At 62.7% G+C, this 23109-nt stretch carries 21 protein-coding genes; 5 read left to right on the forward strand and 16 right to left on the reverse strand.

Annotated features, from left to right (window positions below; all coding sequences use genetic code 11):
- Genes R1A29_RS25415 through R1A29_RS25430 form a run of 4 tightly spaced genes read right to left on the reverse strand, consistent with a single transcriptional unit; the run spans nt 1 to nt 7753 of the window.
- Nucleotides 1-4566, reverse strand: coding sequence for an alpha-2-macroglobulin family protein (locus tag R1A29_RS25415; protein WP_438299897.1), 4566 nt, complete (start codon nt 4564-4566; stop codon nt 1-3).
- Nucleotides 4563-5228 carry a DUF1175 domain-containing protein gene (locus tag R1A29_RS25420; RefSeq protein ID WP_438299898.1) on the reverse strand — a complete coding sequence of 222 codons (666 nt, stop codon included), beginning with the start codon at nt 5226-5228 and terminating at the stop codon, nt 4563-4565. The genes R1A29_RS25415 and R1A29_RS25420 overlap by 4 nt, the downstream gene beginning before the upstream one ends.
- Nucleotides 5198-6910: a DUF2138 domain-containing protein gene (locus R1A29_RS25425; RefSeq protein ID WP_438299899.1), complete on the reverse strand. Its 1713-nt coding sequence runs from the start codon at nt 6908-6910 to the stop codon at nt 5198-5200. The genes R1A29_RS25420 and R1A29_RS25425 overlap by 31 nt, the downstream gene beginning before the upstream one ends.
- 51 nt (nt 6911-6961) lie before the next feature.
- A complete protein-coding gene (locus R1A29_RS25430; protein WP_438299900.1) occupies nt 6962-7753 on the reverse strand; it encodes a YfaP family protein in 792 nt (263 codons plus the stop codon).
- A gap of 277 nt (nt 7754-8030) precedes the next feature.
- On the opposite strand from R1A29_RS25430, the gene R1A29_RS25435 reads away from it, so the two are divergent.
- The 5 genes from R1A29_RS25435 (at nt 8031) to R1A29_RS25455 (ending at nt 14419) form a co-directional block, all read left to right on the forward strand.
- Entirely contained in the window at nt 8031-9176 is a 1146-nt protein-coding gene (locus R1A29_RS25435; RefSeq protein WP_438299901.1) for a Fic family protein, read from the forward strand.
- 88 nt (nt 9177-9264) lie between these two features.
- Entirely contained in the window at nt 9265-9507 is a 243-nt protein-coding gene (locus R1A29_RS25440) for an exodeoxyribonuclease VII small subunit (RefSeq protein ID WP_007894317.1), read from the forward strand.
- Entirely contained in the window at nt 9504-10391 is an 888-nt protein-coding gene (gene ispA, locus R1A29_RS25445) for a (2E,6E)-farnesyl diphosphate synthase (protein ID WP_096820759.1), read from the forward strand. The genes R1A29_RS25440 and ispA overlap by 4 nt, the downstream gene beginning before the upstream one ends.
- 91 nt (nt 10392-10482) lie before the next feature.
- Nucleotides 10483-12381 (forward strand): 1-deoxy-D-xylulose-5-phosphate synthase, encoded by a 1899-nt coding sequence (dxs, locus tag R1A29_RS25450; protein ID WP_438299902.1) that lies wholly within the window; start codon nt 10483-10485, stop codon nt 12379-12381.
- A 154-nt stretch (nt 12382-12535) separates the two neighbouring features.
- On the forward strand, nt 12536-14419 hold the full coding sequence (locus R1A29_RS25455) for a TonB-dependent receptor domain-containing protein (protein WP_438299903.1): 1884 nt from the start codon (nt 12536-12538) through the stop codon (nt 14417-14419).
- Nucleotides 14420-14422: 3 nt separating this feature from the next.
- Here R1A29_RS25455 and R1A29_RS25460 read toward each other — a convergent pair whose 3' ends face one another.
- The 12 genes from R1A29_RS25460 to nrdR all read right to left on the reverse strand — a co-directional run bounded on the left by R1A29_RS25460 (nt 14423) and on the right by nrdR (nt 23103).
- Nucleotides 14423-15223 carry a cobalamin-binding protein gene (locus tag R1A29_RS25460; protein ID WP_438299904.1) on the reverse strand — a complete coding sequence of 267 codons (801 nt, stop codon included), beginning with the start codon at nt 15221-15223 and terminating at the stop codon, nt 14423-14425.
- Nucleotides 15223-15642, reverse strand: coding sequence for an MFS transporter (locus tag R1A29_RS25465; protein WP_114885795.1), 420 nt, complete (start codon nt 15640-15642; stop codon nt 15223-15225). Before R1A29_RS25465 ends, R1A29_RS25460 begins: the two co-directional genes overlap by 1 nt.
- Complete coding sequence (gene ribA, locus R1A29_RS25470) at nt 15639-16256, reverse strand: GTP cyclohydrolase II (RefSeq protein ID WP_065259552.1); 618 nt, start codon at nt 16254-16256, stop codon at nt 15639-15641. The genes R1A29_RS25465 and ribA overlap by 4 nt, the downstream gene beginning before the upstream one ends.
- Nucleotides 16257-16379: 123 nt before the next feature.
- Nucleotides 16380-17114 carry a substrate-binding periplasmic protein gene (locus R1A29_RS25475; RefSeq protein WP_438299905.1) on the reverse strand — a complete coding sequence of 245 codons (735 nt, stop codon included), beginning with the start codon at nt 17112-17114 and terminating at the stop codon, nt 16380-16382.
- 28 nt (nt 17115-17142) lie between these two features.
- Nucleotides 17143-17646 carry a phosphatidylglycerophosphatase A family protein gene (locus tag R1A29_RS25480; protein ID WP_065259550.1) on the reverse strand — a complete coding sequence of 168 codons (504 nt, stop codon included), beginning with the start codon at nt 17644-17646 and terminating at the stop codon, nt 17143-17145.
- Entirely contained in the window at nt 17643-18608 is a 966-nt protein-coding gene (thiL, locus tag R1A29_RS25485; protein ID WP_438299906.1) for a thiamine-phosphate kinase, read from the reverse strand. The genes R1A29_RS25480 and thiL overlap by 4 nt, the downstream gene beginning before the upstream one ends.
- Before the next feature lie 17 nt (nt 18609-18625).
- Nucleotides 18626-19126 (reverse strand): transcription antitermination factor NusB, encoded by a 501-nt coding sequence (nusB, locus tag R1A29_RS25490; RefSeq protein WP_085712321.1) that lies wholly within the window; start codon nt 19124-19126, stop codon nt 18626-18628.
- Nucleotides 19123-19599, reverse strand: coding sequence for a 6,7-dimethyl-8-ribityllumazine synthase (gene ribH, locus R1A29_RS25495; protein WP_003228649.1), 477 nt, complete (start codon nt 19597-19599; stop codon nt 19123-19125). The genes nusB and ribH overlap by 4 nt, the downstream gene beginning before the upstream one ends.
- A gap of 91 nt (nt 19600-19690) precedes the next feature.
- Nucleotides 19691-20782, reverse strand: coding sequence for a bifunctional 3,4-dihydroxy-2-butanone-4-phosphate synthase/GTP cyclohydrolase II (gene ribBA / locus R1A29_RS25500; RefSeq protein WP_065259547.1), 1092 nt, complete (start codon nt 20780-20782; stop codon nt 19691-19693).
- 16 nt (nt 20783-20798) lie between these two features.
- The gene (locus tag R1A29_RS25505) at nt 20799-21461 is read right to left on the reverse strand and encodes a riboflavin synthase (RefSeq protein WP_085712322.1); all 663 of its coding nucleotides are present in this window, start codon (nt 21459-21461) and stop codon (nt 20799-20801) included.
- 47 nt (nt 21462-21508) lie between these two features.
- Complete coding sequence (gene ribD, locus R1A29_RS25510) at nt 21509-22642, reverse strand: bifunctional diaminohydroxyphosphoribosylaminopyrimidine deaminase/5-amino-6-(5-phosphoribosylamino)uracil reductase RibD (RefSeq protein ID WP_438299907.1); 1134 nt, start codon at nt 22640-22642, stop codon at nt 21509-21511.
- Complete coding sequence (gene nrdR / locus R1A29_RS25515) at nt 22639-23103, reverse strand: transcriptional regulator NrdR (RefSeq protein WP_003228656.1); 465 nt, start codon at nt 23101-23103, stop codon at nt 22639-22641. The genes ribD and nrdR overlap by 4 nt, the downstream gene beginning before the upstream one ends.
- Nucleotides 23104-23109: the final 6 nt, after the last annotated feature.

The raw sequence follows: 23109 nt of genomic DNA on the forward strand, positions 1-23109 counted from the left end.
TCAGTTGACCGTGACCTGGCCGAGGGCGGCTTTCGCTTCCTGGGCCTGATGCTGCGGCGCGTAGACCTGAGTGAAACGCACCGGCGGCAAGTTGAACTGGCCCTTCTGCGAGAAGCGCACCAGATGCCGTAGACGCAATTCACCGCTCAGCGCATCCACCGGCACGGCGTAGGCCAGTTGGCCCGGTTCGAACCGTGCTTTCTCCAGAGCGGTCGGCTCGGTGCCGTCCTTGCCCTGCAACTTGATGCCCCACGTGGTGCGCTCGACATCGGCGCCCGGTGGCAGCGGCACTTCGAGCATGCCGTAGCGCAGCGGTTTCGGTGCCTTGCTGGTGAGGATCACTTCGTCCAGGTACAGGCTGTCGCTGGACAACGGTTTAGTGCCGATCGGCTCCAGTTTGAAAGTGAAGGCTTCGTCACCCGGCACCAGACGCGACAGGCGACGCGTGATGGTCACGGCCATCGGATCAACCGCCGGTTGCTGGGTCTGGTAACTCAGCGCGGCACGCAACGGACGCTCCTGAGTGCCCGACACCGTCAACACGCTCGGCACCGGCGCAGCACCCTGCCACGTCCAGTACATCTCGCCGGTCGCGCCGTAGTTTTTCTTCCAGCCTTCGCCCGGGGCCAGTGCGATGGTCGGCGACGCCTGAGCGATGCTGCGTTGCAGCCAGGTCAGCGCCAGCGCACGTTCGAGGGTCGATTGCTGCGGCAACAGGCGTTGCAGCAGCGCTGTCGCACGGGCTTGATCGAACGGTTGCAGCGACAGGTTCAATGCTTCGACAAACGGTTGAGAGCTGACGGCCAAGCGCTGTTGTGCAGCACCCAGCTGACGATTGAACGCATCCGGCAAAGCGACTTTCGACTGGGTCGCCAGCGAGGCGGTCAAGACCCGCGCCGCCGCCAGACCGAGTGCCGAATCCGGATCGCTCATCACCAAGCTGTCTTCACCGTCGTCCATCAGGTTCGCGGCATTGCCTTCCCCGGCCTTGGCCAGATCGTCCATCAAACCGCTGAGCAGCGTGTTGACCGGCAGGTGCATCTGTTTGGCGAACGACAGGATCAGCGCCCGTTGCAGCAATGGCGTATTCGGCGCCTGCTTGGCGTAGACCTCCAGTACCCGCTGCCAATGCTCCGGCGGCAGGGTCAGTTCCAGCACCTGACTGGCGTTCCAGTCGGCGTAATAGGCGTAAGCGGTGAGGAACGCATCCGGCTCGCCGTCGAAGCCCCACCAGGTGAAGCTCGCCGACGGCCCGGCCATTTGCACCAGACGCAGACGGCTGTTCTGCATGATCAGGCGCAAGCGGTCGCGGATCTGCGGACTCGACGCCAGCGACGGATAAGCGATGCTCAGCGGCAGCAAGCGGCTGGCGGTCTGCTCGACGCCACCGTACGGATAGCTGAGCAGATCGTCGAGGGCCGAACGGAACAGCGCTTGCGGGCTGTCATCCAGACGCAGGCGAATGTCGGTGGCGTCCGCCGGCAGGTTCAGCGGCGTGTCGCCGCTGGCTACGTCGAGGCTCTGGGTCTGCGTCACTTGCCAGCCTTCGCCGGTCGCGGTCAGGCGCACCGCGAGGGCATCCGCGGTTTTGCCGTCCTGCACCAGTTCGGCTGTCCACTCGCCGGTGGCCAATGCGAAGGCTGGCAGTGGCAGGTAGTTGATGCCGTTGTTGAGGGTCACCGGCAGGCGCTGTTCGGCGCCGGCGTAATGGGTCACCAGTTCAGCCTTGACCGGTTTCTCGGCCTGGCTGAAGGCGAACACGCCGAGCTGCGGCTGATCGCCCTTGCGGAATTTGCTCGGCCCGCTCCACTTCAGGTACAGCGGTTTTTCCGAGCGCACGAACTGTTTCTTCTGCCCGACCTGACCGTCATCGGCAATCGCCCGCGCGGTGATGCGCCAGCGGGTCAGCGAGTCCGGCATCTTGAAGGTGAAGCGGGTCTTGCCGTCGGCGTCGGTCAGCAGCTCCGGCTGCCACGCAGCGGTGTCGACGTCTTCGCGGCGCGGCCGCTCCAGCACTTTCACCCCTCGCTCGCTGCGATTGGCCTTGCCCGGCGCACCAGGGCTGCCCGGCAATGCCACGTCGTAGCTGATGAACGACAGGCTGGCGCTGGTGCGCACGTTGTTGCGGCGCGGGTGATAGAAGAACTGGTCGATGGTCGGCGCGACTTCCGGTTGCAGCGCGTAGACCATCTCATCCACCACGCTGACCGTCAGGTGCGCCGGTACAGCCTTGCCGGCGAACTGCGTGGTCAGGTCGACCGTCACGGTATCGCCCGGCTGATAGGTCTCTTTGTCAGTCTTGATCGCCACGTCGATCTGCGGCGCGACGACCTTGATCCCGGCGTTCTGGAAGCTGTACTGACCGCCCTTGGTGTACAGCACCGAGAACGTCAGGTTCGGCGCGAAATTGTCCTTCACCGGGATGCGTGCGCGGTATTGGGTTTCGCTGAGTTTTTCCAGTTTCAGCCAGTCGCCGCCCTTGGCCAGCAGCGCGGTAGCTTCAACCTTGTCGCGCTCCAGCGACAGCAGCGCATCGCTGACCGGCTCCGGGAAGGTGATCAGCGCCAATGCTTCGTCGCCGGCCTTGTACTCCGGTTTGTCGAGGACAATTTCCACGGTGCCCGGCACGGCCTTGACGCCGTCGCCGGTGACCGAATGACCGGTGCCGCCAAGCACCCGGCCGAACTGATCCTTCAGCGACAGGTTGTAGGTCCCCGGACGATCGAACGTCACGCTGAAGCCTTTGTCTTTCGCCGCCAGTTTGCCTTCGCCGGTGGTCTGGTCTTCCAGACGCACCCAGCTGTAGCTGCTCGGCACCACGGCCTGCGCCTGTTCGCTGCCACCCTCGTTGGCGTAGCTGAACGCGACTTTGTCACCGACTGCGCTGAAACGCTGCGGCGCAGTCAGGCGGAAGCTGGCAGCACCGCGGTCGATGAGTATTTCCTTGGTGGTCTTGACCCGATACGCCGCGCCATCGCTGGCGAACACGGTGAGCATGTAGCGGCTCGGTTTGTCAGCGGCTGGCAGGTCGAGGGTCGCGTTGCCCTTGCTGTCGGTGGTCAGTTCGGTGCTGGTCAGCTCCACCGGGAATTGCCCGAGGTATTGCAGCTCGTTGTCGACCATCGACAGTTGCTGGGCGCGCAGGCTCAGGGTCAGTTTGGCGTTGGCCACCGGTTTGCCGTCCGGGTACAGCAGCACCAGGCTGCCCTTCACCGGATCGCCGGTGCGGTAATCCTGCTTGGCCAGATTCAGCGAGATTTCGAAGTGCGGCTTGATGTACTCCGCCACCCGGAACGCGCTGCTGTAGGCCTGATCCTTGTAGTTGAAACGCAGCTCATAACCACCGGCCACCGCGTTGTCCGGCAACTGGAAGCGGCCCTGGGTGCCGGCTTTCGAATCGAGTTTCAGGTCAAGACGCTGCAACTCGGTGCCGGTCGCATCGAGCACGCTGACGTTGACGTCTGCCGCCCCCGGCAACACCGAGTCGCGGGCGTTCTTGAATTCGCGGCCAACGATTTTCAGCGACACCCAATCACCCGGGCGATACAGCGGCCGGTCGGTGAAGGCGTAGAGCTTGGTGTCGTAGATTTCGCTGTCGTAATAGAAGTTTTCCGAAACGAATACACCGCCCTCTTCGTCCTCGCCGATGACGAACGAACGCTCCGGGCTGACGTGTTTCAGGCGCAGCAGACCATCAGTGTCGGTAGCACCGCTGCTCATCACGCCGAGGCCATCGGTCCACAGCACATTGACCTTCGGCACCGAGCTGCCTTCGTGTTTGCGCGCAGCCCACACCAGCAATTCATCACCGGCAATTTTGCTCACCGCGACGGTGTTGGAAACGAAAACCATAGTGGTCGCGCGGTACTTGCCGATCAGCGCTTCGACCAGATACAGACCCGGTTTCAGGTTGCCCAACGGGATGTACACGTTACCCGGCGCAACGCTGACGAACTCGCTGGACGACCCGGCCAGATTGACCCCGGCCGGAGGCTGGATCGGCTTGGCCTGCCACAGCGGATAACGGAACTGGCTGACCACCGGCAGACCCGGAATCAAGGCGAATTGCGGCTGCGCGTCGTAAGGTGTCGGCGCAGCGATGGCATTGCCCATCTTCAGTTCCGGCACTTCCTCGGTGACTTGCTGACGCGACTCGTAGGAGAACGCACGCTGCATCACCCGACGGGATTTGCGATACCAGTTGTCCCACAGGTACGCGAGGGTGTTCGACAGGCCTTCGCCCTTGAACTGGCCGTCGCTGACTACGCGGTGCAGGTTCTTCTGGCGCTTGAGGAAGTCCAGCGGCTTGTCGATCTTGTACACGCGGATGTCGGCGCCGCCGTACGGTTCCATGCGGAAACGACGGTAGTCACGACCCGGCGCTTCGAGGCGAACCACCGCCTGTTCGTCGCTGGCGAAACTGCTGTCGGCCAGCAGGAAGAAGCTTTCACCGGACACCGGCGTGTAGCCGCTTGGCTCCACGGTGTCTTCGGCATTCACCGCCGAAAACGGCAGGGCTAACAGCAACAGAAAAGGCAGTAAACGCAACATGCGGGCACCGGTCATTGGGAGAGAAAGTTCAGTCGATAGACGCCGATGAAGTTGGGGTTGGCTGCGTCGGGTATCCATCGGGTGTCCTTCCATGTCATGAGTTGCTGCAGGCTTGCCGAACGCATGCCGTTGTCGGTTGGGGTAGTCGTGCCGGTGTGATAGGCGATGTAGCGGCCCATCCAGATCATCAGGTGCTGGTCGTCGCCCTGATCGAAAAACATCAGATCGCCGGGCCGTGCCTGGGACACGTCGCGGCCGATCAGATGGCTGTTGAACTGAATCAGTTTGATCGCGTTGACGTAGGGCCCGACCTTGCCGCCGCCCTGTTGCCATTGCTGGGCGAACTTGCGTTGCTCGTCGCTCAGCGTCAGCTCCGGCGGCAGGTAGCGGTTGGACACGCCATTGCTGCGCAGCCATTTGTCGTCATGGACTTTCAGCGCTTCGTTGGCGGCAAACCGCACCAGCCCGGCACAGTCCTGCTGATACCAGCGCGGGCTCGGGCCTTTGCTCAACTGCTCCTGGGCGATGCGCACAAACCAGGCGCGAAAGACCTGGGACTGCGCAGGGTCGAGTGCCGGCGCCTCGACCGCTCGGGCGCCCGCGCTCAGTAACAGCGCGAGCAAGCCGAGGCTGCGGATCAGTGCCGTCACAGCGCTTTCCACTCCAGCGGCAGCCATTGCCAGTGGCCGTCGGGCTCACTGCCTTCCGGCAAGGTCAGGGCGTATTTGCCCATGCCGCCGAGGGTGCGCAGTTTCGGGATCAGGTAGGTTTGCGCGGCGTTGTAGAACACCGGCTCCATGTCCTGCGGCAGACTGTCGAGGGTTTCCTGCTGCATCAACTGGGCCATGGAGTCCGGGCCGAAGTAGATCGGCATCAGTACGCCCTTCGGCAGCACATCGGCCATGGGCGGGAAGCGCTTGTCGAGGGTGCCGAGGGCCTTGTCGACCAGTTTGTCGTCGAGGGAAAACAGCAGCGTCGAACCGTGACGCGCGAGGCTGACTTTCATGAAGGCACGGCCGGTGATCGCATCCGGATTCTCGGCATCCTTGGCCGCATACGGGCCGAAGTTGGAGCTGACCTGACGCTGCCAGAGGTGACTCTGGCCTTCCTGCTTCTCGACCACCGGGAACGCGTGGTCGTCGACCTTGCTTTCGTAGGCGCCGACCATCGAATCGAACAACGTGCCGATATCAGCGTCGAGCTTGCCGCTGTCCTCGTCCTTCAGACTGGCCACCAGCAACGGCGTGTACAGCCGCGAATCGGCGTACCAGCACAGGCCCGCCGCGCCGGCCACGTGTTCGGTAAGTTTCTGCGCCACCGCTTCTTCGGCGCCGAGTTTCACCAGCAACGGTTTCTGCGGCTCGGCCGCCACCGGCAAGGTCACGCAAGCGCTGGCGCCCAGCGGCATGGCTTGCCAGACCGGTTTGAAATCGAAGTCCGGCTGGTTGTCCAGTTCATCCATGGCCAGGAAGCTGTGCCAGCCCTTGTCGTCCATGTCGAAACGTAGCCCGGCGAAATTCGGGATGAAGCGCTGGTAACCCATGGCCAGGACGCTGGAATTGACCGACAGACGTTGTTTGGTTTCAGGCGTCTTGGCTGGCAGACCGAACGCTTCGGGGAACAGTTTTTCGCCGTTGAGCAGCGCCGACAGGGCTTGTGGCGAGACGTGGCCGGACTCTTCGGAAGCGCCACTTTCCGGGTCGTAGAACTTGGCCGGATTCGACAGCACCACCAGCTTGTCGCCACGGGAAGCGAACAACAGGGATTTGCTGGCGTTGTAGGTCAGTTGATACAGCGGCACGTCCTCACCGCCGACTTTCAGGGTGCTGAACACGCTCAGTTGCGAATCATCCAGCGCCACTTTCGCCAGCGGCTCCAGCAGCTTGGCCAGCCCGCCGCGATCCATCACCAGCAGGAAATCCTTCAGGCGACCATCGGCGCCGCGCCACAGCGCCACGTCTGCCGGTTGATCGAAGAGCTGCTCGATCAGGCTGTCCTGCAGCTTCAGGTCATGTTCGTAGATGATCCGTCGCAGACTGCCGATCAGCCCGAGACGGTCGGCGTGGGTTTCGTAATAGAAGACGAAATCCTCGGTGAGCGTGGCCTTGAGGAACGGCACCGTCAGCAGGTCCTTGGGCAACTGGCTCAGGGAGCGGGTTTCCAGCAGCGCGTCCGGGCGGCTCAGGCCGAGCTTGTCGCTGGCCAGTGCCGCCGCCGGCACTTTGGGCTTGTGCATCAACCAGCCGAGCCCGCCCGCCACGCCGGCCACCAGGCACAGCCCGGCCACCAGCAACGGCCAGCGCCGGGAAGGTTTGGCGGTGGGTGCGGCGGTCGCCGGGGTCTCAGTGTTTTCGCTCATCTTCTCGCTCATGTTCCCAAAGCTCGGCAGTTCATCCGTGGTGCGGGATGCTTAATAGTTGAAAGTCTTGACCAGCAGCAGATCACCGATGGCCCGCAGGGGCACGATGAACGTTTCGCGTTTTTCGTCGACGGTGTTTTCGTTGAGCACCAGCGTGATCTGCGAGGTGATGACCTCGTTCTGGTTGCTGGTCTCCTCGAAGTTATAGCCGCCGTCGCCGAAGTTGCCCCAATAGTTGACGTAAACCAGATAGGTGCCATGCAGCGGCGCGGTCATGGTGAACATTTCCGGGCCGGGGCCGTCGACGCCGTCCGGGTCCAGACCGCCGCCGTTGGTCAACGCCGTGTGGGCGAAAAACGCATGCTGGCCGTCCGGGGTAATGATGTGCAGGTCGAGTTCGGCCTTGGGATCGTCCCAGCCGAGCACCACACGAATCCGCGCCGGTGTGCGCAGGTTGTTCGCTTCGTAGAACTGCACGCGCTTGAGCGACTGCCCTTCGGCACTGCGTACTTCGACGCTGTTGGAGCCCGCGCCGAAGGCATAGGGCCGGGCAAAACGCCCATCGTCGTCGGTGTACAGGTTCAGCGGATTGCCATTGACCGCCAGGGTGTGCGGCCCGCGCTGGTTGCCAATGGCCTTGAGCTGGCCCTGGATCATCGTGCGATTGCGCTGGATGCCGCGATCGATCGGCGGCGTGGGATAGGCGACTTGCGGGTTTTCGCTGCGGTCGAGCAAGCCGTTGTAGCGCCAGCCGCCCACCGGTTCCGACATCTCGGCAGTCGGCGCGGCCGACAGCGCCGGCGCGCAGGCCAGGCCGATCAGCAGCAAAAGAATTGAACGCATGTAATGCCTCCTGCCATGCCTGAACGAAACCTTGCACCCGATCCTCGGTACTTCACAGCGGTGAAAACTGCGTTTCGTCTGAAAGACCCGTGACTGTCGGGTCGTAGAAGGCGCGAAGGTTAGCGATTCGGCAGTTTTTTAACAATCGGATACATCTTGAAATGCGGTAGGAATCACGCCCTCGGGTGGACGATGAGCCGAATAGGCGTCATATTCGGCTCACCAAATGAGCCGAATAGCATTTCTATTCGGCTCACGCACTCAGGAATGGCATTTCATGGCAACTCACTGGATCTGGCAGCAGCCCGACTGGCCCGACTTCAACTGGCAGGCAGAGCGTCTCACTGCGCTGTTGCGCGAATGCGTTCAAGCGCAGGGACAATTGATGGGCATGGCGGGATCAGTGGGCAATTCACTGAGCGCTCAGACTGAGCTGGACGCGTTGCTGCAAAACATCGTGACCTCCTCGGCCATCGAGGGGGAACAGTTGAATGTTGAATCCGTGCGTTCTTCACTGGCACGACGCCTGGGGCTGGAATCACCGGATGGCGACAACGTCAGCAAGCGCAGCGAAGGGCTCGCACAACTGATGCTCGATGCTACGCAACGTTTTGCCGAACCGCTGACGCTGGAACGATTGCTGGAATGGCATTCATGGCTGTTTCCAGAACAGGAGAGTGGTTTCCTTTCGCGTGCAATCAATGTCGGCGCATTACGCGGCGATGAGCCGATGCAGGTGGTTTCAGGGCGAATCGACCGTCCGACCGTGCACTTCGAGGCGCCACCGCGACAAGGCCTTGAGCGACAACTCGACAGTTTTCTCAAGTGGTTCGACGCCAGTCGGCAACAGGCAGGCCTCGATCCTTTGCTGCGAGCCGGCATCGCACATTTCTGGTTCGTCACCTTGCATCCGTTCGACGACGGCAATGGACGCCTGACTCGCACCCTGACCGATCTGGCACTGGCTCAAGGCGAAGCGCAGGCGATTCGTTTTTATGCGATGTCGGCCAGCATTCTCGAAGATCGCGCTGGCTATTACCGCATTCTCGAATCGAGCCAGAAAGCCACGCTGGACATTACCGACTGGCTCACATGGTTCCTGCAAACCTTGCTGCGCAGTCTGCAACAGGCCATCGCGCGGATTGAAAGTGTGTTGGGAAAATCACGCTTCTGGCAGGCGCACCGTGAATCCGGGCTGTCGGCGGAGCAGATCAAAGTGCTCAATCGCTTGCTCGATGGCGGTGAACGCGGTTTCGAGCACGGCATCAGTGCGGCGCAATACCAGAGTGTGGCCAAGGTCTCCAAAGCCACGGCCACCCGACATCTGGCGGAACTGCTGGAGAAGGGCTGCCTGCAACGTCTTCCGGGCGGGGGGCGGAGCACTCGGTATCAGGTTCAATATCCGGGTGACTCGACCGACTGACACCCTTGTCCGTCGGCCCGCTCATTTGCCCATAACCCCCCTATCTGCTAGTGTCGCGCCGGTTTAACGTCAACCGGAATTAGCCGCCATGGCCCGCAAAAAAGCTGCACTGGATTTCGAACAGTCCCTCGCCGACCTGCAAACACTGGTCGAGCGTCTGGAGAACGGTGAATTGTCGCTGGAAGACTCGCTGACCGCTTTCGAGCAGGGCATCGGTCTGACCCGTGACTGCCAGGCAGCGCTGGCCCAGGCCGAGCAAAAGGTCCAGGTGTTGCTGGAGCGCGATGGCGAACTGGCCGAGGAACCCTTCGACGCGGACCAGCCAGAATGATCGCGGCGTATTCGGCGACCAGCCAGGCGCGGGTCAATGCGGCACTGGAAACCCTGTTCAACGCACCGCTGCCAGAGCTGGCGCGGCTGTACGAAGCAATGCGCTACAGCGTGATGAACGGCGGCAAACGCGTGCGTCCGCTGCTGGCTTACGCTGCGTGCGAAGCCCTCGGCGGCAAGGCCGAGCAGGCCAACGGCGCGGCGAGTGCAGTGGAGTTGATCCACGCCTACTCGCTGGTACACGACGATTTGCCGGCGATGGACGACGACGATCTGCGTCGCGGCCAGCCAACCACCCACAAAAAATTCGATGAAGCCTGCGCGATCCTCGCCGGCGACGGTTTGCAAAGCCTGGCGTTCAGCGCCCTGCTCGACCCGCGTCTGAGCGACCTGAGCGCGGATATCCGCCTGCAACAGGTCACGGCGCTGGCGCACGCGGCAGGCCCGGCCGGCATGGTCGGCGGCCAGGCCATCGACCTCGGTTCGGTCGGCCTCAAGCTCGATCAAAAAGCCCTCGAACAGATGCACCGACACAAGACCGGCGCGCTGATCGAAGTCAGCGTCAAACTCGGCGCCCTGGCCAGCGGCCGTGCCGAAAAGGATGAACTCAAGGCCCTGCAAAGTTATGCACAGGCCATCGGCCTGGCGTTCCAGGTGCAGGACGACATCCTCGACGTCGAAAGCGATACCGAAACCCTCGGCAAACGCCAGGGCGCGGACATTGCCCGCGACAAGCCGACTTACCCGGCCCTGCTCGGCCTCGACGCCGCCAAAGCCTATGCCCTGGAACTGCGCGATCAGGCCCTGCATGCGCTGCGACCGTTTGACGCGGCTGCCGAGCCATTGCGTGATCTGGCCCGGTATATCGTCGACCGCCGCAACTAAAGGCTAATCAGCCAAAAAAGACCAACGCGTGGGCAGGGGACGATGCATCAGGTAAACTGCCGCATCTTTTATACCTATAACGATTCGCCTGATGCCCACGACGTTCCATGAGATTCCCCGCAAGCGCCCGACCACGCCCCTGCTCGACCGCGCGAACACGCCGGACGGCCTGCGCCGGTTAGGCGAAGCCGAGCTGGAAACCCTGGCTGATGAGTTGCGCCTGGAATTGCTCTACACGGTCGGCCAGACCGGTGGGCATTTCGGTGCCGGCCTGGGCGTCATCGAGCTGACCATCGCGTTGCATTACGTCTTCGACACCCCGGACGACCGGCTGGTGTGGGACGTTGGTCATCAGGCTTATCCGCACAAGATCCTCACCGGTCGTCGCGAGCGCATGGAAACCCTGCGCCAGAAGGACGGCATCGCCGCCTTCCCGCGTCGCTCCGAGAGCGAGTACGACACCTTTGGCGTCGGCCACTCCAGCACCTCGATCAGTGCCGCACTGGGCATGGCCATCGCCGCCCGCCTGCAGAACAGTGATCGCAAGGCGATTGCGGTGATCGGTGACGGCGCTTTGACCGCCGGCATGGCCTTCGAGGCGCTGAACCATGCGCCGGAAGTGAACGCCAACATGCTGGTGATCCTCAACGACAACGACATGTCGATCTCGCGCAACGTCGGCGGTCTGTCGAACTATCTGGCGAAGATCCTTTCCAGCCGCACTTACGCAAGCATGCGCGAAGGCAGCAAGAAAGTGCTGTCGCGCCTGCCCGGCGCCTGGGAAATCGCCCGTCGTACCGAAGAATACGCAAAAGGCATGCTGGTTCCCGGCACCCTGTTCGAAGAGCTGGGCTGGAACTACATCGGCCCGATCGACGGCCACGACCTGCCGACCCTGATCGCCACCCTGCGCAACATGCGCGATCTGAAAGGCCCGCAGTTCCTGCACATCGTCACCAAGAAAGGCAAAGGCTTCGCCCCGGCGGAAATCGACCCGATCGGTTACCACGCCATCACCAAACTCGAGCCGCTGGACGCCCCGGCCGCTGCGCCGAAAAAGGCCGGCGGGCCGAAGTATTCCGGCGTATTCGGTGAATGGCTGTGCGACATGGCCGCTGCCGACCCGCGTCTGGTGGGCATCACCCCGGCGATGAAGGAAGGCTCGGACCTGGTGGCGTTCAGCGAACGCTTCCCGCTGCGCTACTTCGACGTGGCGATTGCCGAGCAACACGCCGTGACTCTCGCGGCCGGCATGGCCTGCGAAGGCGCAAAACCGGTGGTGGCGATCTATTCGACGTTCCTGCAACGCGGTTACGACCAACTGGTGCATGACGTCGCGGTGCAGAACCTCGACGTACTGTTCGCCATCGACCGCGCCGGTCTGGTGGGCGAAGACGGCCCGACCCACGCCGGCAGTTTCGACCTGTCTTACCTGCGTTGCATCCCGGGCATGGTGATCATGACCCCGAGCGATGAAAACGAACTGCGCAAAATGCTCACCACCGGCCACCTGTATAACGGCCCGGCGGCGGTGCGTTACCCGCGCGGCACCGGCCCGAACGCGACCATCGAGAAGAACCTCGAACCGATCGAGATCGGCAAGGGTGTGGTTCGTCGTCAGGGCAGCAAGGTCGCCCTGCTGGTGTTCGGCGTGCAACTGGCCGAAGCGCTGAACGTCGCCGAAACCCTGGACGCCACCGTGGTCGACATGCGTTTCGTCAAGCCGATGGACGAAGCGCTGGTGCGCGAAGTCGCCAACAACCATGACCTGTTGGTGACCATCGAAGAGAACGCGATCATGGGCGGCGCCGGTGGCGCGGTCAGCGAATTCCTCGCCCGCGAGAACATTCTCAAGTCGGTGCTGCACCTGGGCTTGCCGGACATTTACGTCGAGCACGCCAAACCGGCGCAGATGCTGGCCGAGTGCGGGCTGGACGAGGCCGGGATCGAAGCGGCGGTGCGAGAGCGCCTGACTCTGCTCAACAAGTAATCACCATCCCTGTGGGAGCGGGCTTGCCCGCGATGGCGTCGGCACATCCAACATCAATGTTGACTGTGACGACCTCATCGCGGGCAAGCCCGCTCCCACAGTGCTTTGTGTTGCTGGAAATTTTATGTACACCTGAAAGATCAATGGACTGCCGATGAACCTCTCGCGCCTCGCCCTGCCCCTCCTGCTGCTGCCAACCGCCAACACCCTCGCCGACACCTTCGAGCGCGATCAGGCCCTGAAGCTGCCGGACGTGCTGATCAGCGCCAACCGCCAGGTGGAAGCGCGCAACGACAGCAGTGCCGCCAACACCGTATTCACCCGCGAAGAAATCGAACGTCTGCAACCGAGCAGCGTCACCGATCTGCTGCAACGGGTACCCGGCGTGCAAGTGGCACAAACCGGCGGGCGCGGTAGTCTGCCGGGCATCTACATTCGCGGCACGCAATCGGCGCAAAGCCTGGTGCTGGTCGACGGCCAGCGCATCGGTAACTCGACGTCCGGCGACAGCAACCTGCAACACCTCAACATCGAGCAGATCGAACGCGTCGAAGTGCTGCGCGGTTCGCGTTCGGTGATCTACGGCAGCGATGCGATTGGCGGGGTGATTCAGATCTTCACCCGACGCGGCGCCGAGCAAGGCTTGCAGCCACGGATGCATGTCGGCTTCGGCAGCAACCAGACCTGGGAGCGCAGTGTCGGCCTGTCCGGCGGCGATGAGAAAACCCGTTTCAACCTCGGCGCCAGCCTCGATGAAACCGCCGGGATCGACCGCACCCACGAGTCCTATCCCAGCGACAGCGACCACGACGCCTACCGCAACAAATCCATCAGCCTGAGCCTCAGCCATGCGCTGACCGATGACATCGAAGTCGGCGCCAACCTGCTGGATAACCGTGGAAAAAGCGAGTTCGACAATCCGTTCGGGCGCTTTGACCCGGTCACCTTCGACTCCGTCCAGCAGCAGCCCTACAGCGATTTTGCTGTCAGCAGTTTCAGCAGCTACATCGATGCGCGGATCAACGAGCGCTGGAAATCGCGCCTGGAACTCGGCCACAGCGAAAACCGCGAAAAAACCTTCGACAAGCTCAGCGACGAACGCTCGGTGTTCAACACCTACCGGGATTCGGTGACCTGGCAGAACGACCTGACCCTCGATGCACGCAACAGCCTGATCCTTGGCGGCGACTGGTACGAGGACCGGGTCAACAGCAGCACCGCGCTCGACGAAGACAGCCGCTGGAACCGCGCCGCGTTCATCCAGCATCGCTTCCAGGCCGACAGTTTCTCCACTGAACTGGGTCTGCGCCGTGACGACAACCAGCAGTTCGGTGGCCAGAACAGCTGGAGCGGCACGCTGACTTTGCCGGTCAACCCGGACAACGATCTGTTGCTCAGCTACAGCGAAGGCTTCCGCGCGCCAACTTTCAATGACCTGTATTACCCGGACTTCAGCAACCCGAACCTGAAACCGGAAACCTCGAAAAGCTACGAACTGCAATGGCGCAGCCAGTTGAGCGACAGCAGCCGCCTCGAAGCGTCGCTGTATCGGACCGATCTGCAAGACGCGATCATCTTCGGCAGCAACTCACGCCCGGAAAACGTCGCCTCGGCGCGGATCAACGGCTTCGAAGCAGCGCTGAAACAGGAGCTGTTCGGTTGGCAGAGCAACCTCGGCGTGGCGATCATCGATCCCCGCGACCGCGACACCGGCCACACCCTGGCGCGGCGTGCCCGTCGTACCTTGAGCTGGGATCTGGATCGGCAATTCGATCGCCTCGGCCTCGGCGCCAGTTGGCAGGCCGTCAGCAGCAGTTATGACGACCTGAAAAATCAACAACCACTGGGTGGTTATGCGTTGCTCGGACTGCGCAGCAGTTGGGCGCTGGACCGTGAGATCAAACTGGATTTCAAGGTCGATAACCTGCTGGACAAGGGTTACAGCCGGGCACTGTACAGTCATGACGGCAGTCAGTATGGCTATCGTGAGGAAGGCCGGGCGTTCATGTTCGGGGTGACCTGGACGCCGCAGCTCTAGCGGTCAGCGGTCTGGCGCAATCAACTGGCAGAGCTTGGCCGTCGCCTCGATCATCTGCCCGCTCGGACGCTCCAGACCTTTATCGGTGACCAACAGCAACTGCCTGTGCCTCACCGCCGCCACCTGCGGCCAGGCATTCCACGCATTCAGTTGTGGCTGATCGCCGGCCAGAATCACCTCGGGATCACGCTGTAAAACGGCTTCGATGCTCACCTGCGGCGCCGGCAGCGTCAGGTCGGCGAACACATTGCGTGCGCCGCACACTTCAAGTGCATCGCTGATGATCTGCCCGCCGCCGATGGTGTACAGCGGCTTGTCCCAGACTTGATAGAACACCCGCAGCGGCGATTCCCGCCGATAGCGCTGGCGCAGCTTATCGAGTTTCAGTCGCAGCTCGGCTGCCCGCGCAACCCCGCGCTCAGGACGACCGAGTTGTGTCGCGATGGCTTCGATCTGCATGGTCAACTGCTCGAAACTGTGGGGTTCGGCAACGAAGGTCGGGATGTTCAGGCGCTTGAGCTGATCACGCTGGGCCGGGCCGACACTCCCGGGCCAGAGCAGCAACAAGTCAGGTTTGAGGCTGAGCAGCCGCTCCATGTCGAGCTGGCCATAACGGCCCACCGAAGGCACATCCTTGATCGCGGATGGTCGGTCACCGGCATCCAGAACGCCGACCAGCAGATCGGCCGAATCCAGCTCGACGACGATTTCAGACAAGGATGGCGCGAGACTGACCACCCGCAGGGCGGCCAGGGTTTCGCTGCTGACGGCCAGCAGCAGTACCGCCAGCCAGAGACGACGCATCAACCGAGTTGACGCGGGATACGGTAGAGGTAGAACAGCACCGCCGTGGACAGCGCCAGCAACATCAGCGGCACCGCTTCGAGGCCGACGAACACCGCCAGTGCGCCGATCCACGCCGGTAATCCCGCCGCCAGAAACGCCGTGCGACGACGGGCCGCGAGGGCAATCCATGCAGCGGGTTCATCCGGGGTATCGAGGGCTTTTTGTGTGGCGATCAGCGCATGCTTGTAGCGGCCGAAGAATTTCAGGCTGACAAACATCGAGGCCACACCGGCAATGAACAATGGCATCGCCAGCACCGGCATGATTGCCTCGCTTTCGCCGAACACGGCGTTGAGCACGAACAGCGGCACCAGCGCCAGCGCCAGGTATTTCCACCAGGCGACCGACAGGCGGCGGCGCACCTGACCGCGGGTCACGCCCGGTCTACCTCGCCCTGATGTTCGTTGCCCATCATGTGGTCGAGCTTGCTGGCCTTGGTCGCCAGGTACAGTTTGTTGTGCGGGTTGTGGCCGGTGTGCAGCGGCACGCGCTCGGCGACGACGATGTTCATGTCGGTCAGGGCTTTGACCTTGCGCGGGTTGTTGGTCATCAGGCGCAGGGATTTCACGCCCAGATGCTCCAGCATCGGCAGGCACATGGCGTAGTCACGCTGGTCGGCGGCAAAGCCCAGACGCTCGTTGGCTTCAACGGTGTCGGCGCCACCGTCCTGCAATTCGTAGGCGCGGATCTTGTTCAGCAGGCCAATGCCACGACCTTCCTGACGCAGGTACAGCAACACGCCACGGCCTTCACGGGCGATCGCCTTCAGCGCAGCTTCCAGTTGCGAGCCGCAGTCGCAACGCTGGCTGAACAAGGCATCGCCGGTCAGGCATTCGGAGTGCAACCGGCCGAGTACCGGGGCACCGTCGGCAATCTCACCCAGGCTCAGCACGACGTGCTCGCGGCCGGTGGCTTCATCGAGAAAACCGTGCATGGTGAATTGCGCAAAAGGCGTTGGCAGCTTGGAAGCGGCGACAAAAACGACAGGCACCGGTGTGCTCCTGATCTAAAAAGTCCGAGATTCGCTGGGCGGCATTGTAACAGCAGGTTCCGGCAGACGCTTAGGCTGAATTATCGGCCATAACGATCAAAAAGTTTGATGACTGGCCTGCCGTCATTGCCCCCGGTCGAACGGATACGGCTGTTTCCAGCGTTCGAAGATGGGCTTCAATTCGCCGCTTTTCACCAGTTGATCCATACGCTGGTCGTAGATCGACATCAGAGCACGGGCCTGAGGGGTGTCGGCGAAGCCGAGGTACAGCGGCAACTCCGCCAGATGCGAATAACGGTATTGCGAAGGGTCGGCGGCATTTCTCACCACCGCTTCGATTTCCGTCAGCGCATCGATGTAGTAATCCGCCCGTCCCTGCTTGAGCATCGACAGAATCCCGGTGCGGCGTTCGATCTGGTTGTAGCGCTTGATGTTCGGCAGGTAGGTCTCGTATCGATAACCCCGCACCCAGGCCAGCCGATACTTGCCGAGGGTGGCCTCGGTCGGTGCCGGGTTGCTGGCCAGGCCCAGTGCGTAGATATGATCGGAATCGAAGTTCCATTTGGGATATAGAACCTGCTCGGCCTCGCCGCGATAGGAGCCGACCAGTGCGTCGACTTCCTTCAGCTGTACCAGGCCCACCGAACGGGTGTATGGCACGGTGCGGATATCCAGAGTCACGCCGGCCGGTTCGAACACCTTGCGCAGGACGTCCCAGCCCAGACCGTGGCCATCGGCGGCGGTGTAGTCTTCCCAGTCTTCACTGGCCAGGTGAATGACCGACGGCGGCGCCTCCTGTGCATGGGCAACGGCACCCAGCAGGATAAAAAACAGTATCGCCAAACCGCGTCGAGCCATCCCTGTGTCCCTCATCCACGCCTTGAAATCAGGCGAAAATCCACACCAGACCCTGCATCGCCAGCCAGGCGAACACGCCCGCCAGCACATCGTCGAGCATGATGCCGACGCCGCCATGCACATGCCGGTCGATCCAGCGGATCGGCCACGGCTTGAGGATGTCGAAGAAGCGGAACATCAGGAACCCGGCGAGCAACCAGTACCAGCCTTCCGGCACCAGCCACAGGGTGATCCACATCCCGACCATCTCGTCCCAGACGATGCCCTCGTGGTCGTGCACCCGCAGATCGTCGGCCACCTTGCCGCACAGCCAGAAGCCGAACAGCATGGTGATCCCGAGCATCAGCCAGTAGCCCCAGTCGGGCAACATCTGCCACAACGGAATAAAGGGTAGCGCAACTAATGAGCCCCACGTGCCCGGTGCTTTCGGCAAGGTGCCCGAACCGAAGCCGAACGCAATGAAATGCCAGGGATTGCGCCAGACCGACGGCGGAACGAATTCGCCGGGAACCTGTTTCGGGTGATCTGTCACGGTGACTCCTGAAAATGTTGATAACCCCGGATTTTCGGGGTGATGTCATGCCCTTCGCGGTCCAGCAGCACCACGCCCTGCCCCTCTGCCACACGCCCGATCACGTGGATCGGCCAGCCATCGGCCAGCAGCGCCGGCAATTCGACGGACGGCAAGGTAAAGGCCAGCACGTAATCATCGCCACCGCTCAACGCCGCACGCTCGGCACCGCGCTGACCAAGAAACGCCACCAACGCGTCCGACAGCGGGACACGCTCACGCTCGACTTCGAGGCGAACCTTCGAGGCCAGTGCGATATGGCCGCAATCGGCGAGCAAGCCATCGGAGATATCCAGCGCCGAGGTGGCCTTGCCGCGCAGGGCCTGACCGAGGGCCAGTTGCGGTTGCGGCGACCAATAGTGATCGAGCAGCGGCTGGGCGATGTGCGGTTCAGCCTCGTGCTGACCCAGCACCAGCGGCAAGGCGCCGGCGGCATTGCCCAGCTCGCCGCCGACACAGAGCAAGTCGCCGGGCTGCGCGCCACTGCGGGTCAGGGCCTTTCCGGCCGGGACACGACCGAACACGGTGACGGTCAGGCTCAATGGCCCGCGCGTCGTGTCGCCGCCGACCAGCGCCACACTGCAGCTCTGCGCCATGCGGTTCAAACCACGGGCATAGGCTTGCAGCCAGTCGGCAGTCACCGTCGGCAGAGTCAGGGCAAGGGTAAAGGCGACGGGCGTGGCGCCCATGGCAGCGAGGTCGCTGACCGCCACGGCCAGCGAGCGCTGACCGAGCAGAAACGGATCGCAGGGGTCGGCGAAATGCACGCCGGCCACCAGCGTATCGGTGGAAACCGCCAGCTGTTCCCCGGAAGGAACCGCCAGCAAGGCGCAGTCGTCGCCGATCCCCAGTGCAACGCCCTCGCCGCCCTGCGCACAGGGCGCGGCGGCGAAGAAATTGCGGATCAGCTCAAACTCGCCCATGAGGTATCAAGCGCGTTTTAGCGCTTGAACGCCTTCACTTCAGCTTCACGCAGGCGTGGTGCCAGCTTGTCGAGCACGCCGTTGACGAACTTGTGGCCGTCGGTGGAACCGAACACTTTGGCCAGTTCGATACCTTCGTTGATCACAACGCGGTACGGCACGTCGACGCGCTTGAGCAGTTCCCAGGTGGACAGGCGCAGAACCGCCAGTTCAACCGGGTCCAGCTCTTCGATCGCCAGGTCCAGGCAAGGCTTGAGCGCGGTGTCGATTTCGGTGCGGTTGGCCGGAACCCCGTGGAGGATTTCGCGGAAATACGCGCCGTCGACATCGGTGAAATCGTTATCGACCCGGAACTGCGCTTCGATCTCGTTCAGCGAAGCCTTGGCCATGTGCCATTGATACAGGGCCTGAGTCGCGAGCTGACGGGCTTCGCGGCGCTTGGCGCTCTTCGATGGCTTGCCGGCATCCGCAGGTTTCGGATCGCGCGGGTTGAAACGATCGCTATCGTCGCTAATCACTTGGCCTCCAACTGCGCCAGCAGGCTGACCATTTCCAGAGCGGACAGGGCAGCTTCAGCACCTTTGTTGCCGGCCTTGGTGCCGGAACGTTCGATGGCTTGCTCGATGGAATCAACGGTCAGGACGCCGAAAGCGACCGGTACGCCGAATTCCATGGACACCTGGGCCAGGCCCTTGGTGCATTCGCCAGCCACGTATTCGAAGTGCGGAGTGCCGCCACGAATGACCGCGCCCAGGGCGATGATTGCTGCGAACTCGCCTTTCTGGGCGACTTTTTGCGCAACCAGCGGGATTTCGAAGGCGCCAGGTGCGCGGATGATGGTGATGTCGCTTTCGCTCACGCCGTGGCGAACCAGGGCATCAACTGCACCGCTGACCAGGCTTTCAACCACGAAGCTGTTGAAACGGCCCACTACCAAAGCGTAGCGGCCTTTAGGGGCGATGAAGGTACCTTCGATGGTCTTCAGGGTCATTCGTCAGATCTCTTAAAGAGCCGGGACGCGTCTGTTTCGCGTCCCTCAGTGATTTATTTGCCGCGAATTCGGGTCCGGAAACAACCGGTCATTATTCGGAGGGCACGTATTCTACAACTTCCAGATCGAAACCGGATATCGCATTAAATTTCATCGGTGCCGACATCAGGCGCATTTTGCGCACGCCGAGGTCACGCAGGATCTGCGAACCGGCACCGACGATGCTGTAGGTGGTCGGTTTTTTCACCGCCGCCTGATCGCCGGTTTCGCGGATGTGCGCCAGCAGCACGTCGCCGTCGAGCGGGTGACCGAGCAACAGCACCACACCGCTGCCGGCCTCGGCGACCGCAGCCATGGCGGCGCGCAGGCTCCAGCGGCCCGGCTGCTTGACCATCAGCAGGTCGCGCAGCGGGTCCATGTTGTGCACACGAACCAGGGTCGGCTCTTCGGCGCAAACGGTGCCCAGGGTCAGGGCCATGTGCACGTCGCCTTCCACGGAATCACGATAGGTCACCAGGTTGAATTGGCCCAGTTCGCTGTCCAGCGGCTGCTCGGCAATCCGCTGAACGGTACGTTCGTGGATCATCCGGTAGTGAATCAGGTCGGCGATGGTGCCGATCTTGATGTTGTGCTCAGCCGCGAAAGCTTCCAGTTCGGCGCGACGGGACATGGTGCCGTCGTCGTTCATCACTTCGCAGATCACGCCGCTCGGTTCGAAACCGGCCATGCGCGCCAGGTCGCAGGCGGCTTCGGTGTGGCCGGCGCGAGCCAGGGTGCCGCCGGCCTGGGCCATCAACGGGAAGATGTGGCCAGGGCTGACGATGTCTTCGGCTTTCGCGTCTTTCGCCGCAGCCGCCTGCACGGTACGCGCGCGGTCAGCGGCGGAGATGCCGGTGGTCACGCCTTCGGCCGCTTCGATCGACACGGTGAACTTGGTGCCGAAACCGGAACCGTTGCGCGGCGCCATCAGCGGCAGCTTCAGGGTTTCGCAGCGCTCGCGGCTCATCGGCATGCAGATCAGGCCACGGGCGTGCTTGGCCATGAAGTTGATGTGCTCGGCCTTGCAGCATTCGGCGGCCATGATCAGGTCGCCTTCGTTCTCGCGGTCTTCGTCATCCATGAGGATGACCATCTTGCCTTGGCGGATGTCTTCAACCAGTTCTTCGATGCTATTGAGCGCCACAAGGCACCCCCTTCAGTCAGGATTTGAGGTAGCCGTTGGCGGCCAGAAAGCTTTCGGTGATGCCACCGGACGTTGGCTCTGCGGCCTTGTCACCCAGTAGCAGGCGCTCCAGATAACGCGCCAGCAAGTCGACTTCCAGGTTCACCCGACGACCTGGCTTGTAGGACGCCATGATGGTTTCGCTCAGGGTGTGCGGAATGATCGTCAGCAGGAACTCGGCGCCATCGACCGCGTTCACGGTCAGACTGGTGCCGTCGACGGTGATCGAGCCTTTGTGGGCGATGTATTTGGCCAGCTCTTTCGGTGCGCGGATGCGAAATTCCACGGCGCGGGCATTGTCGCTGCGCGAAACCACTTCGCCGACACCGTCGACGTGACCGCTGACCAGATGCCCGCCGAGACGGGTGGTCGGGGTCAGGGCTTTTTCCAGGTTGACCGGGCTGCCGCTTTTCAGGTCATTCATGGCGGTGCAGTCGAGAGTTTCGCGACTGACGTCGGCGGCAAAGCCGTCGCCCGGCAGTTCAACCGCGGTCAGGCACACGCCGTTGACCGCGATGCTGTCGCCGAGTTTGACGTCGCTCAGGTCGAGCTTGCCGGTTTCGACATGCACCCGCACATCACCGCCCTTTGGGGTCAGTGCGCGGATACTGCCGATGGATTCGATGATGCCGGTAAACATGGGGTTCTCCTTGAGAACGAAGCCAGCGCTAACGCGATGGCCGGGAATTATACGCTCGCCGATGAGACAGGGATTGCAGTGACTCGCCAGTCATCGCCAACCGCGCGAATTTCAGTGATTTTCAGCTCCGGCGCATCCTTCATATAGGCTAGCGGCCAGTCCAGCAGCGGACGCGCCGTGGAGCCGAGGAACTTGCCGGCGATGAAGATCACGAACTCGTCGACCAGACCGAGCCGGGCAAACGCGCCGGCCAGTCGCGGGCCGGCCTCGACCAGCACTTCGTTGATGCCGCGACTGGCCAGCTCGATCAGCAATTGATGCAGATCGACCTGACCGTCATCGCCCGGCACGATCAAGCATTCCGGGCCATGGGCGTACTGTTCTTCGATGGCCACACAGGTGGCGACCAGCGCCGGGCCGGCTTTGAAGAACGGAGCATCCAGCGGCACTCGCAGGCGTCCATCGATCAGCACCCGCAGCGGCGGACGGCTCAGGGCCAGCGCGGTTTGTTCAGCATCCAGACCCAGTTCATCGCCGCGCACGGTCAGCCGTGCACCATCGGCCAGCACTGTGTCGGCGCCGGTCAGCACCACGCTGGCCTGGGCGCGCAGACGCTGCACCGCCGAACGTGCGGCAGGGCCGGTGATCCACTGGCTCTCGCCGCTTTCCATCGCGGTGCGCCCGTCGAGGCTCATGGCCAACTTGACCCGCACGAACGGCAAGCCGTGTTCCATGCGTTTCAGAAAACCTTGATTGAGCTTGCGCGCTTCGCTTTCCAGCACGCCGCTTTCAGTGGCGATGCCGGCATCGGCCAGACGTTGCAGACCGCGTCCGGCGACTTGCGGATTGGGATCGCGCATCGCCGCGACCACCCGACCGACACCGGCATTCACCAGTGCATCGGCGCAGGGCGGTGTACGGCCGTGATGGCTGCAAGGTTCGAGGGTGACGTAAGCGGTCGCGCCCCGGGCCAGCTCACCGGCGGCGCGCAGGGCGTGGACTTCGGCATGGGGCTCGCCGGCGCGCTCATGCCAGCCTTCGCCGACAATCTGCCCGTCGCGCACGATCACACAGCCGACCCGTGGATTGGGATGGGTCGTGTAATGCCCCTTGCGCGCCAGTTCCAGGGCCCTTGCCATGAAACGGGCGTCGAGGATGGCCTGCTCGGCGGCGGTGGTCATTCTTTCACCGGTTCACGGGCGAGACGGTCGATCTCTTCGCGGAACTCGTTGAGGTCCTGGAAGCGGCGGTACACGGAGGCGAAACGGATATAGGCGACTTCATCGAGCTTTTGCAGCTCGGCCATCACCAGTTCGCCGACCACGAGGGATTTGACCTCGCGTTCGCCGGTGGCGCGCAGCTTGTGTTTGATGTGCACCAGCGAGGACTCGAGACGCTCGACGCTCACCGGACGTTTCTCCAGAGCGCGCTGCATGCCGGCGCGGAGTTTTTCTTCGTCGAACGGCTGGCGGCTGCCGTCGGTTTTGATCAGGCGCGGCAACACCAGTTCGGCCGTCTCGAACGTCGTGAAACGTTCGCCGCAGGCTAGGCATTCACGCCGGCGGCGCACCTGTTCGCCCTCGGCGACCAGACGCGAGTCGATGACCTTGGTGTCGTTGGCACCGCAGAAGGGACAGTGCATGGTGGC

Origin of the sequence: Pseudomonas sp. NMS19W (assembly GCF_051554255.1) — a bacterium.
Taxonomy (GTDB): Bacteria; Pseudomonadota; Gammaproteobacteria; order Pseudomonadales; family Pseudomonadaceae; genus Aquipseudomonas; species Aquipseudomonas kribbensis.